Here is a 16,286-nt window from a genome sequence, read left to right on the forward strand (position 1 = left end):
CGGACGAGATGTCGTCAGATCTGGTGACGACCGGATGCGGTGTCGACGGCGAGAGTTTGAAGCACATTCGAACTCCCCAGGAGGACACCATGAATCGCACTGTGGTCGGCAACATCTCGCTGTCGCTCGACGGCCGCGTCAACGGGCCCGGCGGCGACTACGACATGGGGTGGATCGCACCGCACGCCGTCACGCCCGGTGCGCTGGCGCACATGACCCGCGTGACGTCTCCGGCGACCACCGCGCTGCTCGGCCGGAAGAACTACCAGGGCTTCGGCGGGTACTGGCCGACCGTCGCCGACGACGAGACCGCGCCGGAGGAGAGCCGGGCGTTCTCGCGCTGGCTCAACGACGTCGAGAAGGTCGTGTTCTCGACGACGCTGGACGAGGCGCCGTGGCAGAACAGCCGGATCGCCGGCACCGACCCGGTCGCCACGGTCAAGGAGCTGCGTCAGCAGGACGGCGGCGACATCGTCGTGCTGGCCAGCTCCAGCGTCATCCGCACGCTGCTCGTGGCCGGCGAGCTCGACCGGCTCTCCATCACGCTCTGCCCCGAGCTGGTCGGCGGCGGCGTACCCCTCTTCGACGAGACCGTCGCCGCCTCGTCCTGGACCCTCACCGACTCCACGCCCACCGAGAGCGGCGCCCTCTGCCTGCTCTACGACCGGTCGGTCTGAGGGTCAGTTGTTCTCGACCGTACGGACGTGGTCGGCGAGCGCGCCGACCGCGATCCGTAGGGCCTGCTCGGCGTCGATGCCGCGGGCGCGCGCCTCGCGGACGATGTCGAGGAGTTGCCGGCCGATGTCCGAGTCGCTGACCACGGGCGGCTCGGCCGGAAGCACCTTGGCGGCGCGGCCGAGGACCTTGTCGGCCAGCGCCAGTGCGGGGAGGGCCAGCGGGATGCCTTCGAGGACCGAGGAGCGTTGTTTCTCGGTCGCCTTGATGGCTTCCCAGTTGGCTTCGACGGTGGCCACGTCGGTGGCGTCGACCGCGGCGAAGACGTGCGGGTGACGGCGGATCAGCTTCTCCACGATGCCACCGGCCACGTCGTCGATCGTGAAGCCCTCGTCCGGGTCCTCCTCGGCGATGCGGGAGTTCAGGGCGACCTGGAGGAGCAGGTCGCCCAGCTCCTCACGGAGATGGGCGCGGTCCCCGGTGTCGAGCGCCTCGAGGGTCTCGTAGGTCTCTTCCAGCAGGTACTTCGCGAGGCTCTCGTGCGTCTCCTGCTGGGTCCACGGGCACTCCCGGCGGATCCGGTCCATCACCCGGACCAGGTCGATCAGCCGGGCGCCGGGCACGTCGTACGACCCGTGCAGGATCTCCACGGCGTACGGCGGCCGCGGATCGCGGGCGACCTGCTCGGCGACCACGTGCAGCAGCTCCGGCTCGCCGTCGTCACCGACGAGCCACACGACGTCACGGCCGGCCTCGGCCGCGGACGACAACCAGCTCCAGTGCTCGCCGACTCCACCCTCGACCTGGGTCACGGCCAACCCCGAACCGACAACCGCCTGCGCGTCCGCCCGCAAGCTGCCGGCGGGAGAGGCTCCTGCGGCGGCGGCGATCTCGTCGGCGGTCTCGAGGGACTGCCAGGCGGCACGGGTGAGGAGGCCTGGAGCTACCCGAGGGCTGGTCACCAGGACCGTGATCCGGCCCACCGGTCGTACGTCGGTCACCGGGTCAGGCTCAACCCTGGCCCTGCGCCTGCTGCGCGGCGTTCTCGGCGGCCTTGCGCCTGGCGGCGGTCTGGTCGGACTCCTTCGACAGCGACCCGGAGATCGTGCCGTCGAGGGTGCCGTCGCTCCACTTGCCGAACCGCGGCGCGACCGAGACGTCGATCCCCTTCGAGGCCTCGCGGACCGCGAGCACACCCTGCTGCAGCTTGGTCTGGTTCTGCAGGTCCTGGATGGTGCCGCCGGCCAGCTTGACCGTGATCACGGACGCGGTGCCGACCGCGTTCAGGAAGTCGCGGGTCTCCGCGGAGCTCTGGAACTTCTGGTACATCGACTGGTCGTCGCCCACCGAGCTGAGGGCCGCGGCGGCGGTCTCGGCCGGGGTGACCGTGATCGACTTCTGCTGCCCGATCTCGGAGACCAGCGCGTTGCTGACCAGGATGTTCAGCGCCGCGACGGTGTTGAAGCTCTGCCCGAGTGCCGAGCTGACCGCGCGCGAGGTGTTGTCGACGTCGCTGACGCTGATCTCGGTCTTGCCGACCACGGCCGCCGCGCCCGGGTGCGTGCCCGCTGCGCAACCGCCGGTCAGCAGCACGATCGCCGCCACCGCACCGAGTGCCCGAAGCCGTGTGCTCACCGAATCTCCTCGTATCTCACTAAAGGTCTACGCCGGCACCACAATAGGTTCGGCGATCACGTCGTCGATCAACCGGGTGCACCACTGCAGCAGCTCCTGGTCACGGAGCGGCTGCCCGCCGATCTGCCTGGTGGCGGGTCTCGGCACCAGAATGGTATGCAACTGCGGCTTCACCAGACTCTTCGGGTACAGCCTGTTCAGCCGCAGCACCTTCGAATCCGGCAGCTCGACCGGTCCGAACCGGATCATGTTCCCCTGCAGCGTGACGTCGTGCAGCCCCGCCCGGCGGGCGTGGTTGCGGAACTTCGCCACCTCGACCAGGTTCAGCACCGGTTGCGGGATCTCGCCGTACCGGTCGTGCAACTCCTCGACCAGCTCGGCGATCCCCGCCTCGTCGCGGACCGCCGCCAGCCGCTGGTACATCTCCAGCCGGAGCCGCTGCGACGGGACGTAGTCGTGCGGCAGGTGCGCGTCGATCGGCAGCTCGATCTTGACCTCGGGCTCCTCCGCCTGGGTGTCGCCGCGGTACTCCGCGACCGCCTCGCCGACGAGCCGTACGTACAGGTCGAACCCGACGTCCGCGATGTGCCCGGACTGCTCGCCCCCGAGCAGGTTGCCGGCGCCGCGGATCTCCAGGTCCTTCATCGCGACCGCCATACCGCCGCCGAGGTCCGCGTGCTGCGCGATCGTCGCCAGCCGGTCGTGCGCGGTTTCGGTGAGCGGCTTCTCCGGCGGGAAGAAGAAGTACGCGTACGCGCGCTCCCGGCCACGGCCGACCCGCCCGCGGAGCTGGTGCAGCTGGGACAGGCCGAGCAGGTCGGAGCGCTCGACGATCATCGTGTTCGCGTTCGAGATGTCGATCCCGGATTCGACGATCGTCGTACAGACGATGACGTCGGACTGCTTCTCCCAGAAGCCCTGGATCACGTTCTCCAGGGTGTGCTCGTTCATCTGGCCGTGCGCGACCGTGACCCGCGCCTCGGGCACCAGCTGACGGATCCGGGCGGCCGCCTTCTCGATCGTGTTCACCCGGTTGTGGACGACGAAGACCTGGCCCTCGCGGAGCAGTTCGCGCCGGATCGCGGCGGTCACCTGGTGCTCGTCGTACGCGCCGACGAAGGTCAGCACCGGGTGCCGCTCCTCGGGCGGGGTGGCGATCGTGGACATCTCCCGGATCCCGGTGATCGACATCTCCAGGGTCCGCGGGATCGGCGTCGCGGACATCGTCAGTACGTCGACCGCGGTCCGGAGCCGCTTCAGCTGCTCCTTGTGCTCGACGCCGAACCGCTGCTCCTCGTCGACGATCACCAGCCCGAGGTCCTTGAACTGGACCTCGCCGGACAGCAGCCGGTGGGTGCCGATCACGACGTCGACCGACCCGTCCGCCAGACCGTCCAGAGCGGCCTTCGACTCCTTGTCGGTCTGGAACCGCGACAGCGGCGCCACGTTCACCGGGAACGCGGCGTACCGCTCGGCGAACGTCGCGTAGTGCTGCTGGACGAGCAGCGTCGTCGGCACCAGTACGGCGACCTGCTTGCCGTCCTGCACCGCCTTGAACGCGGCCCGTACGGCGATCTCGGTCTTGCCGTAGCCGACGTCGCCGCAGACGATCCGGTCCATCGGCATGACGCGTTCCATGTCGTGCTTGACGTCGTCGATGGTGGCCAGCTGGTCGGGCGTCTCCACGAACGGGAACGCGTCCTCCAGCTCACGCTGCCACGGCGTGTCCTTCGCGAACGCGTGTCCCTTGGTCGCCTGGCGGGCGGCGTACAGCTTGATCAGCTCGCCGGCGATCTGGCGGACCGCCTTGCGGGCGCGGCCCTTGCGCTTGGCCCAGTCACCGCCGCCCATCTTGTCCAGGGTCGGCTGCTCGCCGCCGACGTACCGCGTGACCTGGTCGAGCTGGTCGGTCGGCACGTACAACCGGTCGCCGGGCTGGCCGCGCTTGCTGGCCGCGAACTCGATCACGACGTACTCGCGGGTGGCCTTTTGCGAGCCGGTGCCGACGGTCCGCTGCATCATCTCGACGTACCGCCCGACGCCGTGCTGCTCGTGCACGACGAAGTCGCCCGGCTGCAGCTCCAGCGGGTCGATCGTCTTCTTCCGTCGCGACGGCATCCGTTGCTGGGAACGCCGTTCGGCCGCCGAACGCTGTCCGGCCAGGTCGTTCTCGGTGAGCACCGCGAACTTGATGCCCTCGGCAATGAACCCGTGGTCGAGCTGGCCCTGCGAGATCAGCACGACACCCGGCTCCGGGACACCCTCGATGCCCTCGACCGCGCGGGCCGGCAGCTCCGCCTCGGAGAAGACCTCGGCCAGCCGCTGCGCGGGACCGTGTCCTTCGGTGACGCAGACGACCCGCCAGCCGTCCCGCAGCCAGCCGCGGATGTCCTCGGCCGCCGCGCCGGTCTCACCGCGGTACGGGTCGACCTCGCGGACGGCGAGGATCCTGCTGGTCACCGCGCCGGCCTCGGTGTCGATGTCGAACGCGATCCGCTCGCCCATCGAGTCCCGCAGTTCGGGGCCGTCAAGAGGCGCAGCGGCGAACGGCGACAGGCTCCACCAGGCGAGCCCCTTGTTCAGGGCCTGCGCACGAACGTCGCCGAGTGACATGTACGCCGCCGCGCCCAGGTCGATCGGTGCCTCGCCGCCACCCGCGGCCGCGGCCCACGACGCCTCCAGGAACTCCTGGCTGGTCGCGACCAGGTCGTGTGCCCGGGCCCGGACCCGCTCCGGGTCGCTGACGACCACGTGCGTGCCGGCCGGCATCAGGTCGACCAGCAGCTCCATGTCGTCGACCAGCACCGGCGCGAGCGACTCCATGCCCTCGACCGCGTGCCCCTCGGCGAGCTTCTCGAACAGCTCGGCCAGCTCGGGATGTTCCTTCGCGAGCACTCCGGCCCGCGCGCGGACCTCGTCGGTGAGCAGCAGCTCACGGCAGGGCGGCGCCCACAGGCCGTGCTCGGCGATCTCCAGGGACCGCTGGTCGGCGACCGCGAAGTACCGGATCTCCTCGATGTCGTCGCCGAAGAAGTCGACCCGCAGCGGGTGCTCCTCGGTCGGCGGGAACACGTCGATGATGCCGCCGCGGACCGCGAACTCGCCGCGCCGCTCGACCAGGTCGACCCGGTGGTACGCCGCCCCGGCCAGCCGCTCGACGACGTCCTCGAGCTCGGCGCTGTCTCCGACGTGCAGCTGCACCGGCTTGAGATCCGCGAGGCCGGCGACCTGCGGCTGCAGCACGGACCGGACCGGTGCCACCAGGATCCTGATCGGCCCGGTCGTCTCGTCGGACGGGTCCGGGTGCACGAGCCGACGCAGTACGGCGAGCCGCCGGCCGACGGTGTCCGACCGTGGGCTCAGGCGCTCGTGCGGGAGCGTCTCCCAGGCCGGGTAGTACGCGACGGTGCCGGGCTCCTCGACGAGGCACTGCAGGGCCTCGGTGAGCTCCTCGGCCTCGCGGAACGTGGCGGTGACCGCGAGCACCGGGCGGTCGGCGCCGTTCCGGGCCGCGGCGATCGCGGCCAGCAGGACCGGACGCACCGGGCCGGGTGCGCTCAGGTCGAGGGTCGTGGCGCCCTCGGCGCGGGCGTCACGAACGGCCTCGGACACCACCGGATCGGTGATCAGGGTGTCGACCAGACCGCTGAGTTTCACGAGTTGTACTTCCCTTGGGTGGACTCTAGGCCGTCGGTGAGCAGGGACTCGACCGCGTCAGCGGTCCGGTCCACGGCGAACGGGAGGTCCTTGCGTTCGGCCGCGGAGAACTCGTTGAGGACGAAGTCGGCGGGCGCCTGCCGGCCCGGCGGACGACCCACACCGAACCGGACTCGATAGTACTCACCGGTGCCAAGCGATTTGCGCAGCGATTTCAGCCCGTTGTGGCCGTTGTCGCCGCCGCCGAACTTGCATCGCAGGACACCGAAGTCGATGTCCAGCTCGTCGTGCACGATGACCAGGTTGGCCGGGTCCAGCTTGAAGAACTTCAGCAGTCCCGACACCGGGCCGCCGGACTCGTTCATGTACGCACGGGGCTTGGCCAGCACCGTCCGCAGGCCGCTGATCCGGGTCTCGATCACCTCGGCCTTGACCTGCTTGCTCTGCTTCCACTTCGCACCGGTCCGGGCGGCCAGCTCGTCGGCGACCAGGTGCCCGATGTTGTGCCGGGTGCGGGCATACGAAGGGCCGGGATTCCCCAGTCCGACGACCAACCACACGTCGTCCGCCACGGATCCCGGCCCTCCTGAAGATGTTCTGGTGGTGCGGCAGCGAGATTACTCCGCGGCGGCGGCCACCGGCTCCTCGGCGGGCTCGTCCCGCTCGATGCCCGCTTCGGCCTCGGCCTCGGCCAGCTCGCCCTCGACCTGCTCGGCGGTCGGCTGCGCGGTGACGTTCACGATCAGGGTCTCGGGCTCGATCGCCAGCGTGGAGCCGGTCGGCAGGGTCAGGTCGGACGCGTGGATCTGCGCGCCGATCTCCAGGCCCTCGATGGAGACCGTGATGCTCTCCGGGATGTGGGTGGCCTCGGCCTCGACCAGGACCGACGCGTGCTCGGTGACGACCAGCGCGTCCGAGACGGCCTCGCCCTCGAGGTGCACGGCGACCTCGACCTGGACCTTCTCGCCACGCTTGACGATCACCAGGTCGACGTGCTCGATGAAGCCCTTCAGCGGGTCGCGCTGGACCTGCTTCGGCAGCGCCAGGTGCGACTCGCCACCCTCGACCTCGATCAGCAGCAGGGCGTTGGCGGTCTTCAGGGCCAGCATGGTGTCGTGACCGGGCAGCGTGATGTGCACCGGGTCACTGCCGTGGCCGTAGAGGACGGCGGGAACCTTGTTGTCCCGGCGGATTCGGCGGGCAGCACCCTTGCCGAACTCCGTACGCGATTCGGCTTGGATCTTGACCTCGGCCACGACTGAACTCCTCAAAAGCGTTGCGGTGATCTGTTGTCTGGATAACTCGGCTGCGGCCTCAGCGGGCGCCTGCTGACCCCGGAGAAGGCGTCAGGCAACGAACCACCGCGTCGATCACGGAGCCGCGCCCAACAGTTCTCGGGGGGCGTCCCTCGCCGAGGCAACCAAAACAGTCTACCCACGAGCGCGGCCAGACGGGAAATCCGTCGGACCACGGCACTTTGCTCCTCGTTCAGCTCGTGTCGACGTGACCGGTTTCCGAACCGGTACTTCGATACGTTGTGCAGGATGATCTCGCCGTACGCCGTCCTCAGTCTGCTGTTCCCGATGGCCCTGGTCGCGGGCGTGATCTGGCTGGTCGTGTGGACGAACCGCCGACGGCGGGCGTTCCAGATGCAGCGCGCCGGGCAGGTCGCGGCGGCCGGGTGGTACCCGGTGATGCCGAACCAATGGCTGCTGCAGGTCGCCGAGGGCCTGTTCCCGCAGGGGTCGCCCGGGGATCTCGGCGAGACGTACGCCGGGGAGTACTACGGTCGCGGTCTGTGCGTCCTCGACTACAACTACGTGGTCAGCAACGGGAAAACCCAGTCGACGCGCACCGCGAACCTGGTCGCGCTGACGCTGCCGGTCGCACTGCCGCCGGTCACCGTGATGCGCGAGACCGGCCTGCGCCGGATGTTCCGCGGCCACGATCTCCAGCTCGAGAACGAGCAGTTCAACGAGCGCTTCCGGGTCGAGTGCACCGACGACCGGTACGGGTCGGCGGTGATGCACCCGCGGATGATGGAGGCCGTCCTCGCGAACCCCGGCCTGGAGTGGCAGATCGCCGGCAACGCCTTCATCTCCTGGAGCCACGGCGGTTTCACCGTCCCGGACGTCTACGCCCGCCTGCAGGCGATGACCCAGCTGATCGACCTGATCCCACCGTTCGTGCTCCGCGACTACGGCGGACCGGTGTCCTGATGACCACGACCCTGGTGGTCCTCGGCCTCGTCGCGATCGCCCTCCTGCTGCTGTACGCACGGTCCGTACGGCGCCGTCGTACCTTGTTCGACCGCCGCCTGCGCGAGGCCGCCGACCTCGGCTGGTACCCGGCGCCCACCGATCCGTGGCTGGCCGCGCTCGCGGCCAGGCTGTACTCCCCGGAGGGAACCGCCGAGCGGATGATCGCGGGCCGCGGGGTCCGCGCGCTCGACTACACCTACACGGCGAGCAGTACGTCGACCGCCGCGAAATGCCACGTGATCGCGTACGACCTGCCGTACGGGCTGCCGCCGCTCGCGGTCGGGCCGAAGAACCCGTTGCTGCCGGGCCAAGAGTTCGAGAGCGCGCGGTTCAACCAGCAGTTCACCGTGGAGTCGGGCGATCCGCGGTACGCGAGCGCGGTGCTGAACCCGCGGATGATGGCGATGCTGGTGGACGACCACGCCCACGTGGCGTGGCGGATCGAGGGGCGGACGCTGATCACCTGGGGCCTCGGCTACTGGACGACGCCGATGGTGTCCGAGGCGACGTACCTGTTCCAGCGGATCGTCGAGCTGATCCCGCCGTTCGTGGTCGAGGACTACGGGATCAGGTGAGGCCGGTCCACACCTGGCGCAACGCGCGGGCGGCGTCACCTTCGAGGCCTGCGTCGTCGAGGGTTTCCGCGAGCTCGTCGAACTCCGGGCCCCAGCGCCAGGCGACCGCGCGCAGCTGCTCGGGCAGGTTCGGGTCCTTCAGCGAACCGCCGTCCGCGCGGGTCTGCTGCGCGACGAGGGCCTCCGTCACGCCGTGCTTCGCGGCCAACTGGAAGGCCAGAACGGCAAGCGCCGCCTTGCCTTTGTTGTACAGCGCGTACGACGACTTCGCCGCACTGGCCGCGCCGGGTTCGGTACCGACCACCATCGGGGTCACCGCCGTACCCGTCCACCACCCCGCGACCTGGTCCGCCGCCGTACCGGACAGCATCAGGTGCGTCGGGCTCGGACCGCCCGTCGGCGGCGGCCCGACCACGCCGGCGTCCACGAACGTCGCCCCGGGTACGGCGGCCTGGGCCGCCCGCAACGACGTCGGCGACAGCGGATTCGCCTCGACGTACACGCCGGAGAACCCCGCGCGCCCGACCAGCCGCGCGATGTCCACAGCGCCTTGCGGGGCACACGAACACAGGACGGCGTCGGCATCCCCGACCGCCTCGGGGAACGGCGTACCGATCAGGCCGGCCGCATCCGCTCGCGCCTTCGACGACTCGCTCCGGCCCTCCGGTGCCCAGTGCACCTCGTGGCCGGCCGCAACCAGTTGGGCGGCGAGCTTCGAGCCCATCGCCCCGGGGTGGAACACAGCGATCCGCATGCGGGCGTCCGATCCTCGATCCGTTTCTGTCACCGCCAAAGCTATGTCAGTGATCGTGCACGCCGAACCGTTGCCAACCCGCCGGACGCGTGTGCAGCGTGGGGGGAACAGCGGCTCTCAGGGGGAGGGTTTGAGGATGAGTGAGAACGCAATCGGGCGCCGTCAGGCGCTCAGGGGCGCGGGGATCGCGGCGGGCGGAGTGGCGGTTGCCGGTCTGGCTACCGCTACGCCGGCGCTGGCGGACAGCGGCGGTGGATTGCTCGGCAGCTGGATGTGTGTACGACAGGACACCGGGTCACCCGACAAGATCCGGCTGGTGCTGAGTTTCGCGGGTGGCGGGGTCGTGGTGTCGCACGACATCAGCCCGGCCGGTCCGCCGCTCACCGGCACGTGGTCGTCCGAGGGGAAGTCGTTCCGGCTGACCATGTGGACCGGGCAGGCCGGCGACCAGGGGCCGGACTCGGTCGGGCCGACGATCCGGGTGCGGGCATGGGGTTCGGTGTCGCACGGGAGGCTGACCGCGAAGTACCAGGTCACCGTGTACGCGCCGGGGAGCGAGACTCAGGTCGTCGACTCCGGCACCGGAACGGTGACGGGCCGCCGGATCACCGCCTGACGCAGCCGGCTCACCGCCGCTTCCGGCGCCGGTCCGCGCGGACCGGCGCCGGCGGGGGTTCAGGCGCGGCCGTCGAAGAGGCTCGTCACCGAGCCGTCCTCGAAGACCTCGCGGATCGCGCGGCTGATCAGCGGTGCGATCGAGAGCTCGGTGAGCTTGTCGAAGCGGCGGTCCTCGGCGATCGGCAGCGTGTTCGTGACGATCACCTCGCTGGCCTGGCAGTTCTTCAGCCGGTCCACCGCGGGACCGGACAGGATCGCGTGCGTGGCCGCGATCACCACGCCCGCGGCGCCCTCGGCGTACAGCGCGTCCGCGGCCTTGGTGATCGTGCCCGCGGTGTCGATCATGTCGTCGACCAGGATGCAGACCCGGCCCTTGACCTCACCGACGACCCGGTTCGCGACCGTCTCGTTCGGCCGGTCGATGTCGCGGGACTTGTGGATGAACGCCAGCGGTGCCCCGTTCAGGCGCGCCGACCACTGCTCGGCGACCTTGATCCGGCCGGCGTCCGGCGACACCACGGCCAGCTGCTGGTCGCCGTACTTCTGCGCCACGTAGTCGCTGAGGATCGGCAGCGCCATCAGGTGGTCGACCGGCCCGTCGAAGAAGCCCTGGATCTGCGAGGTGTGCAGGTCCACGCAGATCAGCCGGTTGGCGCCCGCGGTCTTGAACAGGTCGGCCATCAGCCGGGCCGAGATCGGCTCCCGGCCGCGGTGCTTCTTGTCCTGCCGGGCGTACCCGTAGAACGGCAGCACCACGGTGATCCGCTTGGCCGACGCCCGCTTCAGCGCGTCGACCATGATCAGCTGCTCCATGATCCACTCGTTGATCGGCGAGGTGTGGCTCTGGATCACGAACGCGTCGCTGCCCCGCACCGACTCCTCGAACCGGACGTAGATCTCGCCGTTGGCGAAGTCGTACGCCTGGGTCGGGACCAGGCCGGACCCGAGCTCGGTGGCCACCTCCTCGGCGAGACCGGGATGGGCCCGGCCGGAGAAAACCATCAGGTTCTTCTCGGTGGTTCGTTTCATCCCGCTCATCGCCCGCGCCTCCCGTTGTGCTGTCTGCTGCTCAGGCCTGCTGCTGATCCGGCTGACCGGCCGGCTGGCCGGCGTCGGCCGGCTGGTCGGCCAGGGCTGCTTCGGCGGCCGCGGCCGTCTTGGTGCCGGCCCGCTTCCGCGCGACCCAGCCCTGGATGTTGCGCTGCCGGCCGCGGGCGACCGCGATCTCGCCGGGGCCGACGTCCTCGGTGAGCGCCGTACCGGCCGCCAGGTACGCGCCGTCCGCGATCGTCCGCGGGGCGACCAGCACCGAGTTGCTGCCGATGAACGAGTACTTGCCGACGTGGGTCGGGTGCTTCGCGACGCCGTCGTAGTTCGCGAAGATCGTGCCGGCGCCGATGTTCGCGCCCTCGCCGATGGTCGCGTCGCCGGCGTACGTCAGGTGCGGGACCTTCGCGCCGTCGCCGATGGTGGAGTTCTTGGTCTCGACGAAGGTGCCGATCTTGCCCTTCACGCCCAGCCTGGTGCCCGGGCGCAGGTACGCGAACGGGCCGACGCTCGCGCCGTCGCCGATCACGGCGAGCGACCCGTGCGTCCGGATGATCGTCGCGTTCTCGCCGACCTCGACGTCGGTCAGCGTGGTGTCCGGGCCGATCGTCGTACCGCTGCCGACGGCGGTCGCGCCGTGCAGCTGGGTGTTCGGCAGCAGCGTGACGTCGCGGGCCAGGTCGACGGTCCGGTCGACCCACGTCGTGTTCGGGTCGACGATCGTGACGCCCTCGCGCATGAGCTTGGTGAGCGTACGGCGGTTCAGCTCGGCGCGGAGCGTGGCGAGCTGGACGCGGTCGTTCACGCCCTCGGTCTGCATCGCGTCGTCGGTGACGTGCGAGCCGACCCGCTTGCCGTCGTTCCGGGCGATGCCGAGGACGTCGGTCAGGTACAGCTCGCCCTGCGCGTTGTTCGTGGTCAGCCGGCTCAGCCCGTCACGCAGGGTAGCCGCGTCGAAGACGTAGATGCCGGCGTTGATCTCGTCGATCGCCCGCTGCTCCGCGGTCGCGTCCTTGTGCTCGACGATCGCGGCGACCGTACCGTCCGGGTTCTGGATGATCCGGCCGTAGCCGGTCGGGTCCGGGACCCGCGCGGTCAGCACGGTGACGGCGTTCCCGTCCTTGTCGTGGGCGGCGACCAGGTCGTGCAGCGTCTCTGCCTCGAGCAGCGGGACGTCACCCGACGTGACGATCACCGAGCCGTCGAAGCTGTCCGGTACGGCGGTCAGACCCGCCCGTACGGCGTCACCGGTGCCCAGCTGCTGCTCCTGGACGGCGGTCCGAGCCTCCGGGTCGACGGTCCTCAGGTGCTCCTCGACCAGTTCGCGGCCGTTGCCGACCACGACCACGAGGTGTTCGGGGGTGAGCGCCCGGGCGGTGAGCACGGCGTGACCGACGAGACTGCGCCCGCCGATCTCGTGCAACACCTTCGGGGTCGACGATTTCATCCGGGTACCGAGCCCGGCGGCCATGATGACGACCGCCGCGGGGCGATGGGAAGTCACGCGGTCTTCTCCTCGAGTTCCCTGCGAGTTCTTTCAACCAGTATCAGCACGGGCACCCGAAACAGCGCCCGCGCAAGCCTACTTGCTCCCCGGAACTCCCTCCCCCCGCCCCAGACGAGAGCGATCTCACGCCCCGGCCAGACTCGTCCCATGCAGAACTGAAGGCAACCGGGGTGCGCTGGGTCTCCGACGACCCGATCCCCGGCTGGGTCGAGGTCGAATTCGAGGACGCCGACGGGGTCCGGCACGTCCTGGCGGACAAACCACCGATCTTCGGCGGCTACGAGCAGCTCGCGTCGGACACGGACTATCCGGTCGCGGTACTGGTCGCGTGTGAGGTCCTCGCGGTGGACGCGGACCGCGTCCGGATCACCACCGAGCGTCCGTCCGGCATCACCACCGTCGACGGCTGCACCGAGTTCGTCGTACACCGGCAACAGTTGGTCGAGAGCTGACTGCCCCCTGGAGCCGCGGTCGGGGTCGGGGTGCAGTTCGACAGGACATGTCGGGCTGTTACCTAGTGCGCCTGAGCGTGAATGCTCCCTTTGCGTACGGCGTCTCGGCGTGCTCTACCTGTCGAGCTGTACCGCGACCCCAGGAGCCCTGGTGCTGTGGCAATCGGGTTGGCGTAGGTGCTGTGGTCTCCAGAACGCCATGCACCCGGATCTCTGCCAGCCTGAAAGCATGGCACTCACTCTCGGAGCGATCGTCCTGAACGTCCCGGCGAACAGCCCTGCGGCCGACTTCTGGCGGGAAGCACTCGGGTTCACCGGCCAGGCGGGCAACCCCGACTTCCTGCTCCCGCCCGCGAACGCGCGGCCGACCCGGCTCCATCTCGACGAGAACGACCGTACGCACCTCGATCTCTGGGTCGAGGACTCGACGCAGGAAGCCGAGGTGGAACGCCTCATCGGCCTCGGCGCCGAACGGATCGAGTGGACCTACCCGCCGGACGCCGACTTCGTCGTTCTGAAGGCTCCCGACGGGACGGTCTTCTGCGTCATCTCGTGAGCAGCGCGGTGACCTCGGGCGTGTTGAAGAGCTTCGCGGTCAGCGGGAGGTGGCTGTCGCGGCCGTACGGGTCGTCGTCGTGGGCGTTCGCGATGATCAGCGAGTACGCGCAGCGGTAGACGAGCAGCTGTACGGCGTCGTACCCGAGCCTGTCGGTGAACGCCGCGTCGTACGCCGCCTCGATCTCGCGGACCCTCGGCGACCACAGGTCGATGACACTCGCCGCCGAGGCCGCCTCGAACGCCGGGTCACCGGCCATCGTCGACAACCCGAAGTCGAGCAACGTGACGGGCCGCAGGTCCCCGTCCACGAGGATGTTGCCGGCCGTCACATCACCGTGGACGAGCCGGGTCCGTGGTACGTCCGTCAGCTGACCCAGCAGGGAGTCGAACTTGGCCTCGAAATCGTCGATCACCTCCGCGAGCTGATCCCCGAACCTCGCGACCCGCTTGCGCAGGAGCCCCGTCAGCGCCTCGCTCCACGACACCCCCTCGGGCCGGAACGGAACGGTCTCGTCCAGCACCGCCGTACGCCGAAGCACCTCCGGCGCCTCCACCTGCGCCAGCGCCTCCACCACGTCCACCACGCAGTCCCGCGCCCGCTCCCACCCCGGCTCGCCGTACGCCGGCGCGACGGTGTGCAGCGGTACGCCGGGCAGCTCTTCCTCCACCGTCACGCAATACGGCCCCGTCCGGTGAAGCTCGAGCATCCGCGGCGTCCGGAAGGGCAGCTGCCCGTCGATCGCGTCGTACAACTCAGCGAGCGTCCGAAGCTCCTGCTCCCCGGCGTGGAACCAGACCTTCGCGACCTTCCCCTGCCCGAGCCGATACACCGCCCCCTGCATCCCGATCGCAAGCTCCTCCGGCGCCTGAAACCCGAGCTCCAGCAACTGTTCGTCGTACGACATGCCCGCGACCCTAGCCAGCGCCTCTCCAGCTGTCCGCTGATTTCTGTCGGTGCGGGCTGGGAGGGTTCGTCGATGGGTGAGTTGGTGGATGTCGGGGACGTGACGTTGTTCGTCCGGGAGCTCGGGCAGCGCAGCGAGAAGCCTTCTGTGGTGGTGATCCACGGCGGGCCGGATGTCGGGCACGGGTATCTGGTGCCGGGGTTCGAGCCGTTGGCGCGGGATCACCATGTGGTGATGTTCGACTTCCGCGGCTGCGGGCGGAGCAGCCGCGGACTGCCGGTGGACCAACTCCAGCCTGAGTACGTCATCCGCGACACGCACCGGTTGATCTCACGGCTCGGGCTCGGAGTGGTCGACCTGGTCGGTTTCTCCACTGGCGGCCGGGCGGCGATGCAGTTCGTGGGCCAGCATCCGGGACAGGTACGGCGGTTGGTGCTCGCGTCGACGTCGGCGTACCCGGTGGCGGACGGGGCGGCGTACTTGGCGGGCTGGCCCGAGTACCAGCGCCGGCAACGCCTCGAGGACGAGGCGAACGGCGTACTCCGCAACTCCACGATCTTCGTCTGGGACCTCGACCGCGCACAGGAGTTCCTGCAGTTGCTCGGCTCCGATCCAGGCGACTGGTCCGAGGAGCACACCAAGGAATGGGTCACCGGCGGCCCCGAGCAGATCCTTCGCGAGTTCGGTCGGCCGATCCTGATCCTGCACGGCGAAAAGGACATGGGCTTTCCCGTCCAGCTCGCCCAGCGCCTCCACCAGGCAGTCCCCAGCCAACTCCAGGTGATCCCCGACGCTGCCCACATGTGCCACTTCGAACGGCCCGAGACCTGGTCCAACCACATCCGCGACTTCCTCGCCGGCTGAAACCAGGTGCGGCGTGAGCCATGCCGCGGCTAGCATCGTGGGTCGAGTGTCAGGGCGAGAAGGAGGTGGTCTTATGCGCAGATCCTGCGCGGTGCCGCCTCGAAAACCTCGGCGGCTCTGACTCTCCCACCGGGGCTCACCGCATCCGACCTCATGCGAGGGAGTCCCGTAATGCATTCTCTGAACGCCGTCCACGAGTACTTCGCCGATTACCCCGGGCAGTACTGGATCGCCGGCGGGTGGGCGCTCGACCTGTTCGCGGACCGGGTACGTCGCGAACACACCGACGTCGACGTACTCGTCCTGGCCCGCGACCTCGACCTGGTCGCCGCCACCTTCACCGATCCGCGCCCCGCCGTCGAGAACCCGAACACCGGAGCCCAGCGCCCGTGGCAGCCGGGCGAGACGCTCACGCCCGGCCCCGACGTACTGGCGTTCCCCGACGACCTGTTGCCGATCCCGGTCCGCATCATCCTCGCGGCCGCCGACGGCGACGACTGGGTCTACCACCGCGGCCGCGGCACCATCCGCAAACCGCTCGCCGACATCACCCTCACCCGGGACGGCATCCCTTACCTGGCGCCGGAGATCGCGCTGCTGTTCAAGTCCCGCTCCGACCGCGTCAAGGACACCGCCGACTTCCACGACGTCGCCGCCCTCCTCGACGCACCCCGCCGTGCCTGGCTCCACAACCACATCGAACCCCGCTACCCCGACCACGCCTGGCTGGCCCACCTGAAGTAGGCACCGCGGCCGGGGGTGGCGGCGCCACCCCCGG

17 protein-coding genes are annotated in these 16,286 nt (G+C 69.7%); 8 read left to right on the forward strand and 9 right to left on the reverse strand.

The features are described from left to right. Positions 1–89: 89 nt before the first annotated feature. The gene (locus tag AB0M51_RS32390) at positions 90–677 is read left to right on the forward strand and encodes a dihydrofolate reductase family protein (protein WP_344192607.1); all 588 of its coding nucleotides are present in this window, start codon (positions 90–92) and stop codon (positions 675–677) included. Positions 678–680: 3 nt separating this feature from the next. On the opposite strand, the gene AB0M51_RS32395 is transcribed toward AB0M51_RS32390, so the two are convergent. The 5 genes from AB0M51_RS32395 to AB0M51_RS32415 are packed head-to-tail and all read right to left on the reverse strand — an operon-like array spanning position 681 to position 7,223. Beyond that, complete coding sequence (locus AB0M51_RS32395) at positions 681–1,676, reverse strand: MazG family protein (RefSeq protein ID WP_344192605.1); 996 nt, start codon at positions 1,674–1,676, stop codon at positions 681–683. Between the two features lie 10 nt (positions 1,677–1,686). Then, on the reverse strand, positions 1,687–2,310 hold the full coding sequence (locus AB0M51_RS32400) for a hypothetical protein (RefSeq protein WP_344192603.1): 624 nt from the start codon (positions 2,308–2,310) through the stop codon (positions 1,687–1,689). 27 nt (positions 2,311–2,337) lie between these two features. Beyond that, a complete protein-coding gene (mfd, locus tag AB0M51_RS32405; protein WP_344192601.1) occupies positions 2,338–5,967 on the reverse strand; it encodes a transcription-repair coupling factor in 3,630 nt (1,209 codons plus the stop codon). Beyond that, a complete protein-coding gene (gene pth, locus AB0M51_RS32410) occupies positions 5,964–6,539 on the reverse strand; it encodes an aminoacyl-tRNA hydrolase (RefSeq protein ID WP_344192599.1) in 576 nt (191 codons plus the stop codon). Before pth ends, mfd begins: the two co-directional genes overlap by 4 nt. A 45-nt stretch (positions 6,540–6,584) precedes the next feature. After that, positions 6,585–7,223, reverse strand: a complete 639-nt coding sequence (locus AB0M51_RS32415; protein ID WP_344192596.1) for a 50S ribosomal protein L25/general stress protein Ctc — start codon at positions 7,221–7,223, stop codon at positions 6,585–6,587. Between the two features lie 288 nt (positions 7,224–7,511). Here AB0M51_RS32415 and AB0M51_RS32420 point away from each other — a divergent pair, with 288 nt between their 5' ends. After that, positions 7,512–8,186 (forward strand): DUF3137 domain-containing protein, encoded by a 675-nt coding sequence (locus AB0M51_RS32420; protein WP_344192594.1) that lies wholly within the window; start codon positions 7,512–7,514, stop codon positions 8,184–8,186. Continuing rightward, the gene (locus AB0M51_RS32425; RefSeq protein WP_344192592.1) at positions 8,186–8,803 is read left to right on the forward strand and encodes a hypothetical protein; all 618 of its coding nucleotides are present in this window, start codon (positions 8,186–8,188) and stop codon (positions 8,801–8,803) included. Before AB0M51_RS32420 ends, AB0M51_RS32425 begins: the two co-directional genes overlap by 1 nt. Here AB0M51_RS32425 and AB0M51_RS32430 read toward each other — a convergent pair. After that, positions 8,796–9,557: a DUF1932 domain-containing protein gene (locus AB0M51_RS32430; RefSeq protein ID WP_344192590.1), complete on the reverse strand. Its 762-nt coding sequence runs from the start codon at positions 9,555–9,557 to the stop codon at positions 8,796–8,798. The genes AB0M51_RS32425 and AB0M51_RS32430 overlap by 8 nt on opposite strands. A 136-nt stretch (positions 9,558–9,693) precedes the next feature. Between AB0M51_RS32430 and AB0M51_RS32435 the strand changes: the two genes are divergently transcribed. Then, a complete protein-coding gene (locus tag AB0M51_RS32435) occupies positions 9,694–10,173 on the forward strand; it encodes a hypothetical protein (RefSeq protein ID WP_344192588.1) in 480 nt (159 codons plus the stop codon). 59 nt (positions 10,174–10,232) lie between these two features. On the opposite strand, the gene AB0M51_RS32440 is transcribed toward AB0M51_RS32435, so the two are convergent. Together AB0M51_RS32440 and glmU are read right to left on the reverse strand one after the other, a co-directional pair. Next, complete coding sequence (locus AB0M51_RS32440; RefSeq protein WP_344192586.1) at positions 10,233–11,213, reverse strand: ribose-phosphate diphosphokinase; 981 nt, start codon at positions 11,211–11,213, stop codon at positions 10,233–10,235. Positions 11,214–11,244: 31 nt separating this feature from the next. Continuing rightward, on the reverse strand, positions 11,245–12,726 hold the full coding sequence (gene glmU, locus AB0M51_RS32445; RefSeq protein WP_344192584.1) for a bifunctional UDP-N-acetylglucosamine diphosphorylase/glucosamine-1-phosphate N-acetyltransferase GlmU: 1,482 nt from the start codon (positions 12,724–12,726) through the stop codon (positions 11,245–11,247). Positions 12,727–12,899: 173 nt separating this feature from the next. Here glmU and AB0M51_RS32450 point away from each other — a divergent pair, with 173 nt between their 5' ends. Together AB0M51_RS32450 and AB0M51_RS32455 are read left to right on the forward strand one after the other, a co-directional pair. Continuing rightward, positions 12,900–13,181 carry a hypothetical protein gene (locus AB0M51_RS32450; protein WP_363751779.1) on the forward strand — a complete coding sequence of 94 codons (282 nt, stop codon included), beginning with the start codon at positions 12,900–12,902 and terminating at the stop codon, positions 13,179–13,181. Between the two features lie 229 nt (positions 13,182–13,410). Continuing rightward, a complete protein-coding gene (locus AB0M51_RS32455) occupies positions 13,411–13,737 on the forward strand; it encodes a VOC family protein (RefSeq protein WP_363751781.1) in 327 nt (108 codons plus the stop codon). Here AB0M51_RS32455 and AB0M51_RS32460 read toward each other — a convergent pair. Further along, positions 13,727–14,644: a phosphotransferase gene (locus tag AB0M51_RS32460; protein ID WP_363751783.1), complete on the reverse strand. Its 918-nt coding sequence runs from the start codon at positions 14,642–14,644 to the stop codon at positions 13,727–13,729. The genes AB0M51_RS32455 and AB0M51_RS32460 overlap by 11 nt on opposite strands. Positions 14,645–14,716: 72 nt before the next feature. Between AB0M51_RS32460 and AB0M51_RS32465 the strand changes: the two genes are divergently transcribed. Together AB0M51_RS32465 and AB0M51_RS32470 are read left to right on the forward strand one after the other, a co-directional pair. After that, a complete protein-coding gene (locus AB0M51_RS32465; RefSeq protein WP_363751785.1) occupies positions 14,717–15,508 on the forward strand; it encodes an alpha/beta hydrolase in 792 nt (263 codons plus the stop codon). 171 nt (positions 15,509–15,679) lie between these two features. After that, complete coding sequence (locus AB0M51_RS32470) at positions 15,680–16,252, forward strand: hypothetical protein (protein ID WP_344192571.1); 573 nt, start codon at positions 15,680–15,682, stop codon at positions 16,250–16,252. Positions 16,253–16,286 lie beyond the last annotated feature (34 nt).

It is taken from the genome of Kribbella sp. NPDC051137, from assembly GCF_040682535.1.
Lineage (GTDB): Bacteria > Actinomycetota > Actinomycetes > Propionibacteriales > Kribbellaceae > Kribbella > Kribbella karoonensis.

Excerpts from the sequence above, each read along its gene's own strand:
- AB0M51_RS32390 (WP_344192607.1), top strand. The coding sequence starts at position 90 with ATGAATCGCACTGTGGTCGGCAACATCTCGCTGTCGCTCGACGGCCGC.
- AB0M51_RS32420 (WP_344192594.1), top strand. The coding sequence starts at position 7,512 with ATGATCTCGCCGTACGCCGTCCTCAGTCTGCTGTTCCCGATGGCCCTG.
- AB0M51_RS32425 (WP_344192592.1), top strand. The coding sequence starts at position 8,186 with ATGACCACGACCCTGGTGGTCCTCGGCCTCGTCGCGATCGCCCTCCTG.
- AB0M51_RS32430 (WP_344192590.1), bottom strand. The coding sequence starts at position 9,557 with ATGCGGATCGCTGTGTTCCACCCCGGGGCGATGGGCTCGAAGCTCGCC.
- AB0M51_RS32435 (WP_344192588.1), top strand. The coding sequence starts at position 9,694 with ATGAGTGAGAACGCAATCGGGCGCCGTCAGGCGCTCAGGGGCGCGGGG.
- AB0M51_RS32440 (WP_344192586.1), bottom strand. The coding sequence starts at position 11,213 with ATGAGCGGGATGAAACGAACCACCGAGAAGAACCTGATGGTTTTCTCC.
- AB0M51_RS32455 (WP_363751781.1), top strand. The coding sequence starts at position 13,411 with ATGGCACTCACTCTCGGAGCGATCGTCCTGAACGTCCCGGCGAACAGC.
- AB0M51_RS32460 (WP_363751783.1), bottom strand. The coding sequence starts at position 14,644 with ATGTCGTACGACGAACAGTTGCTGGAGCTCGGGTTTCAGGCGCCGGAG.
- AB0M51_RS32465 (WP_363751785.1), top strand. The coding sequence starts at position 14,717 with ATGGGTGAGTTGGTGGATGTCGGGGACGTGACGTTGTTCGTCCGGGAG.
- AB0M51_RS32470 (WP_344192571.1), top strand. The coding sequence starts at position 15,680 with ATGCATTCTCTGAACGCCGTCCACGAGTACTTCGCCGATTACCCCGGG.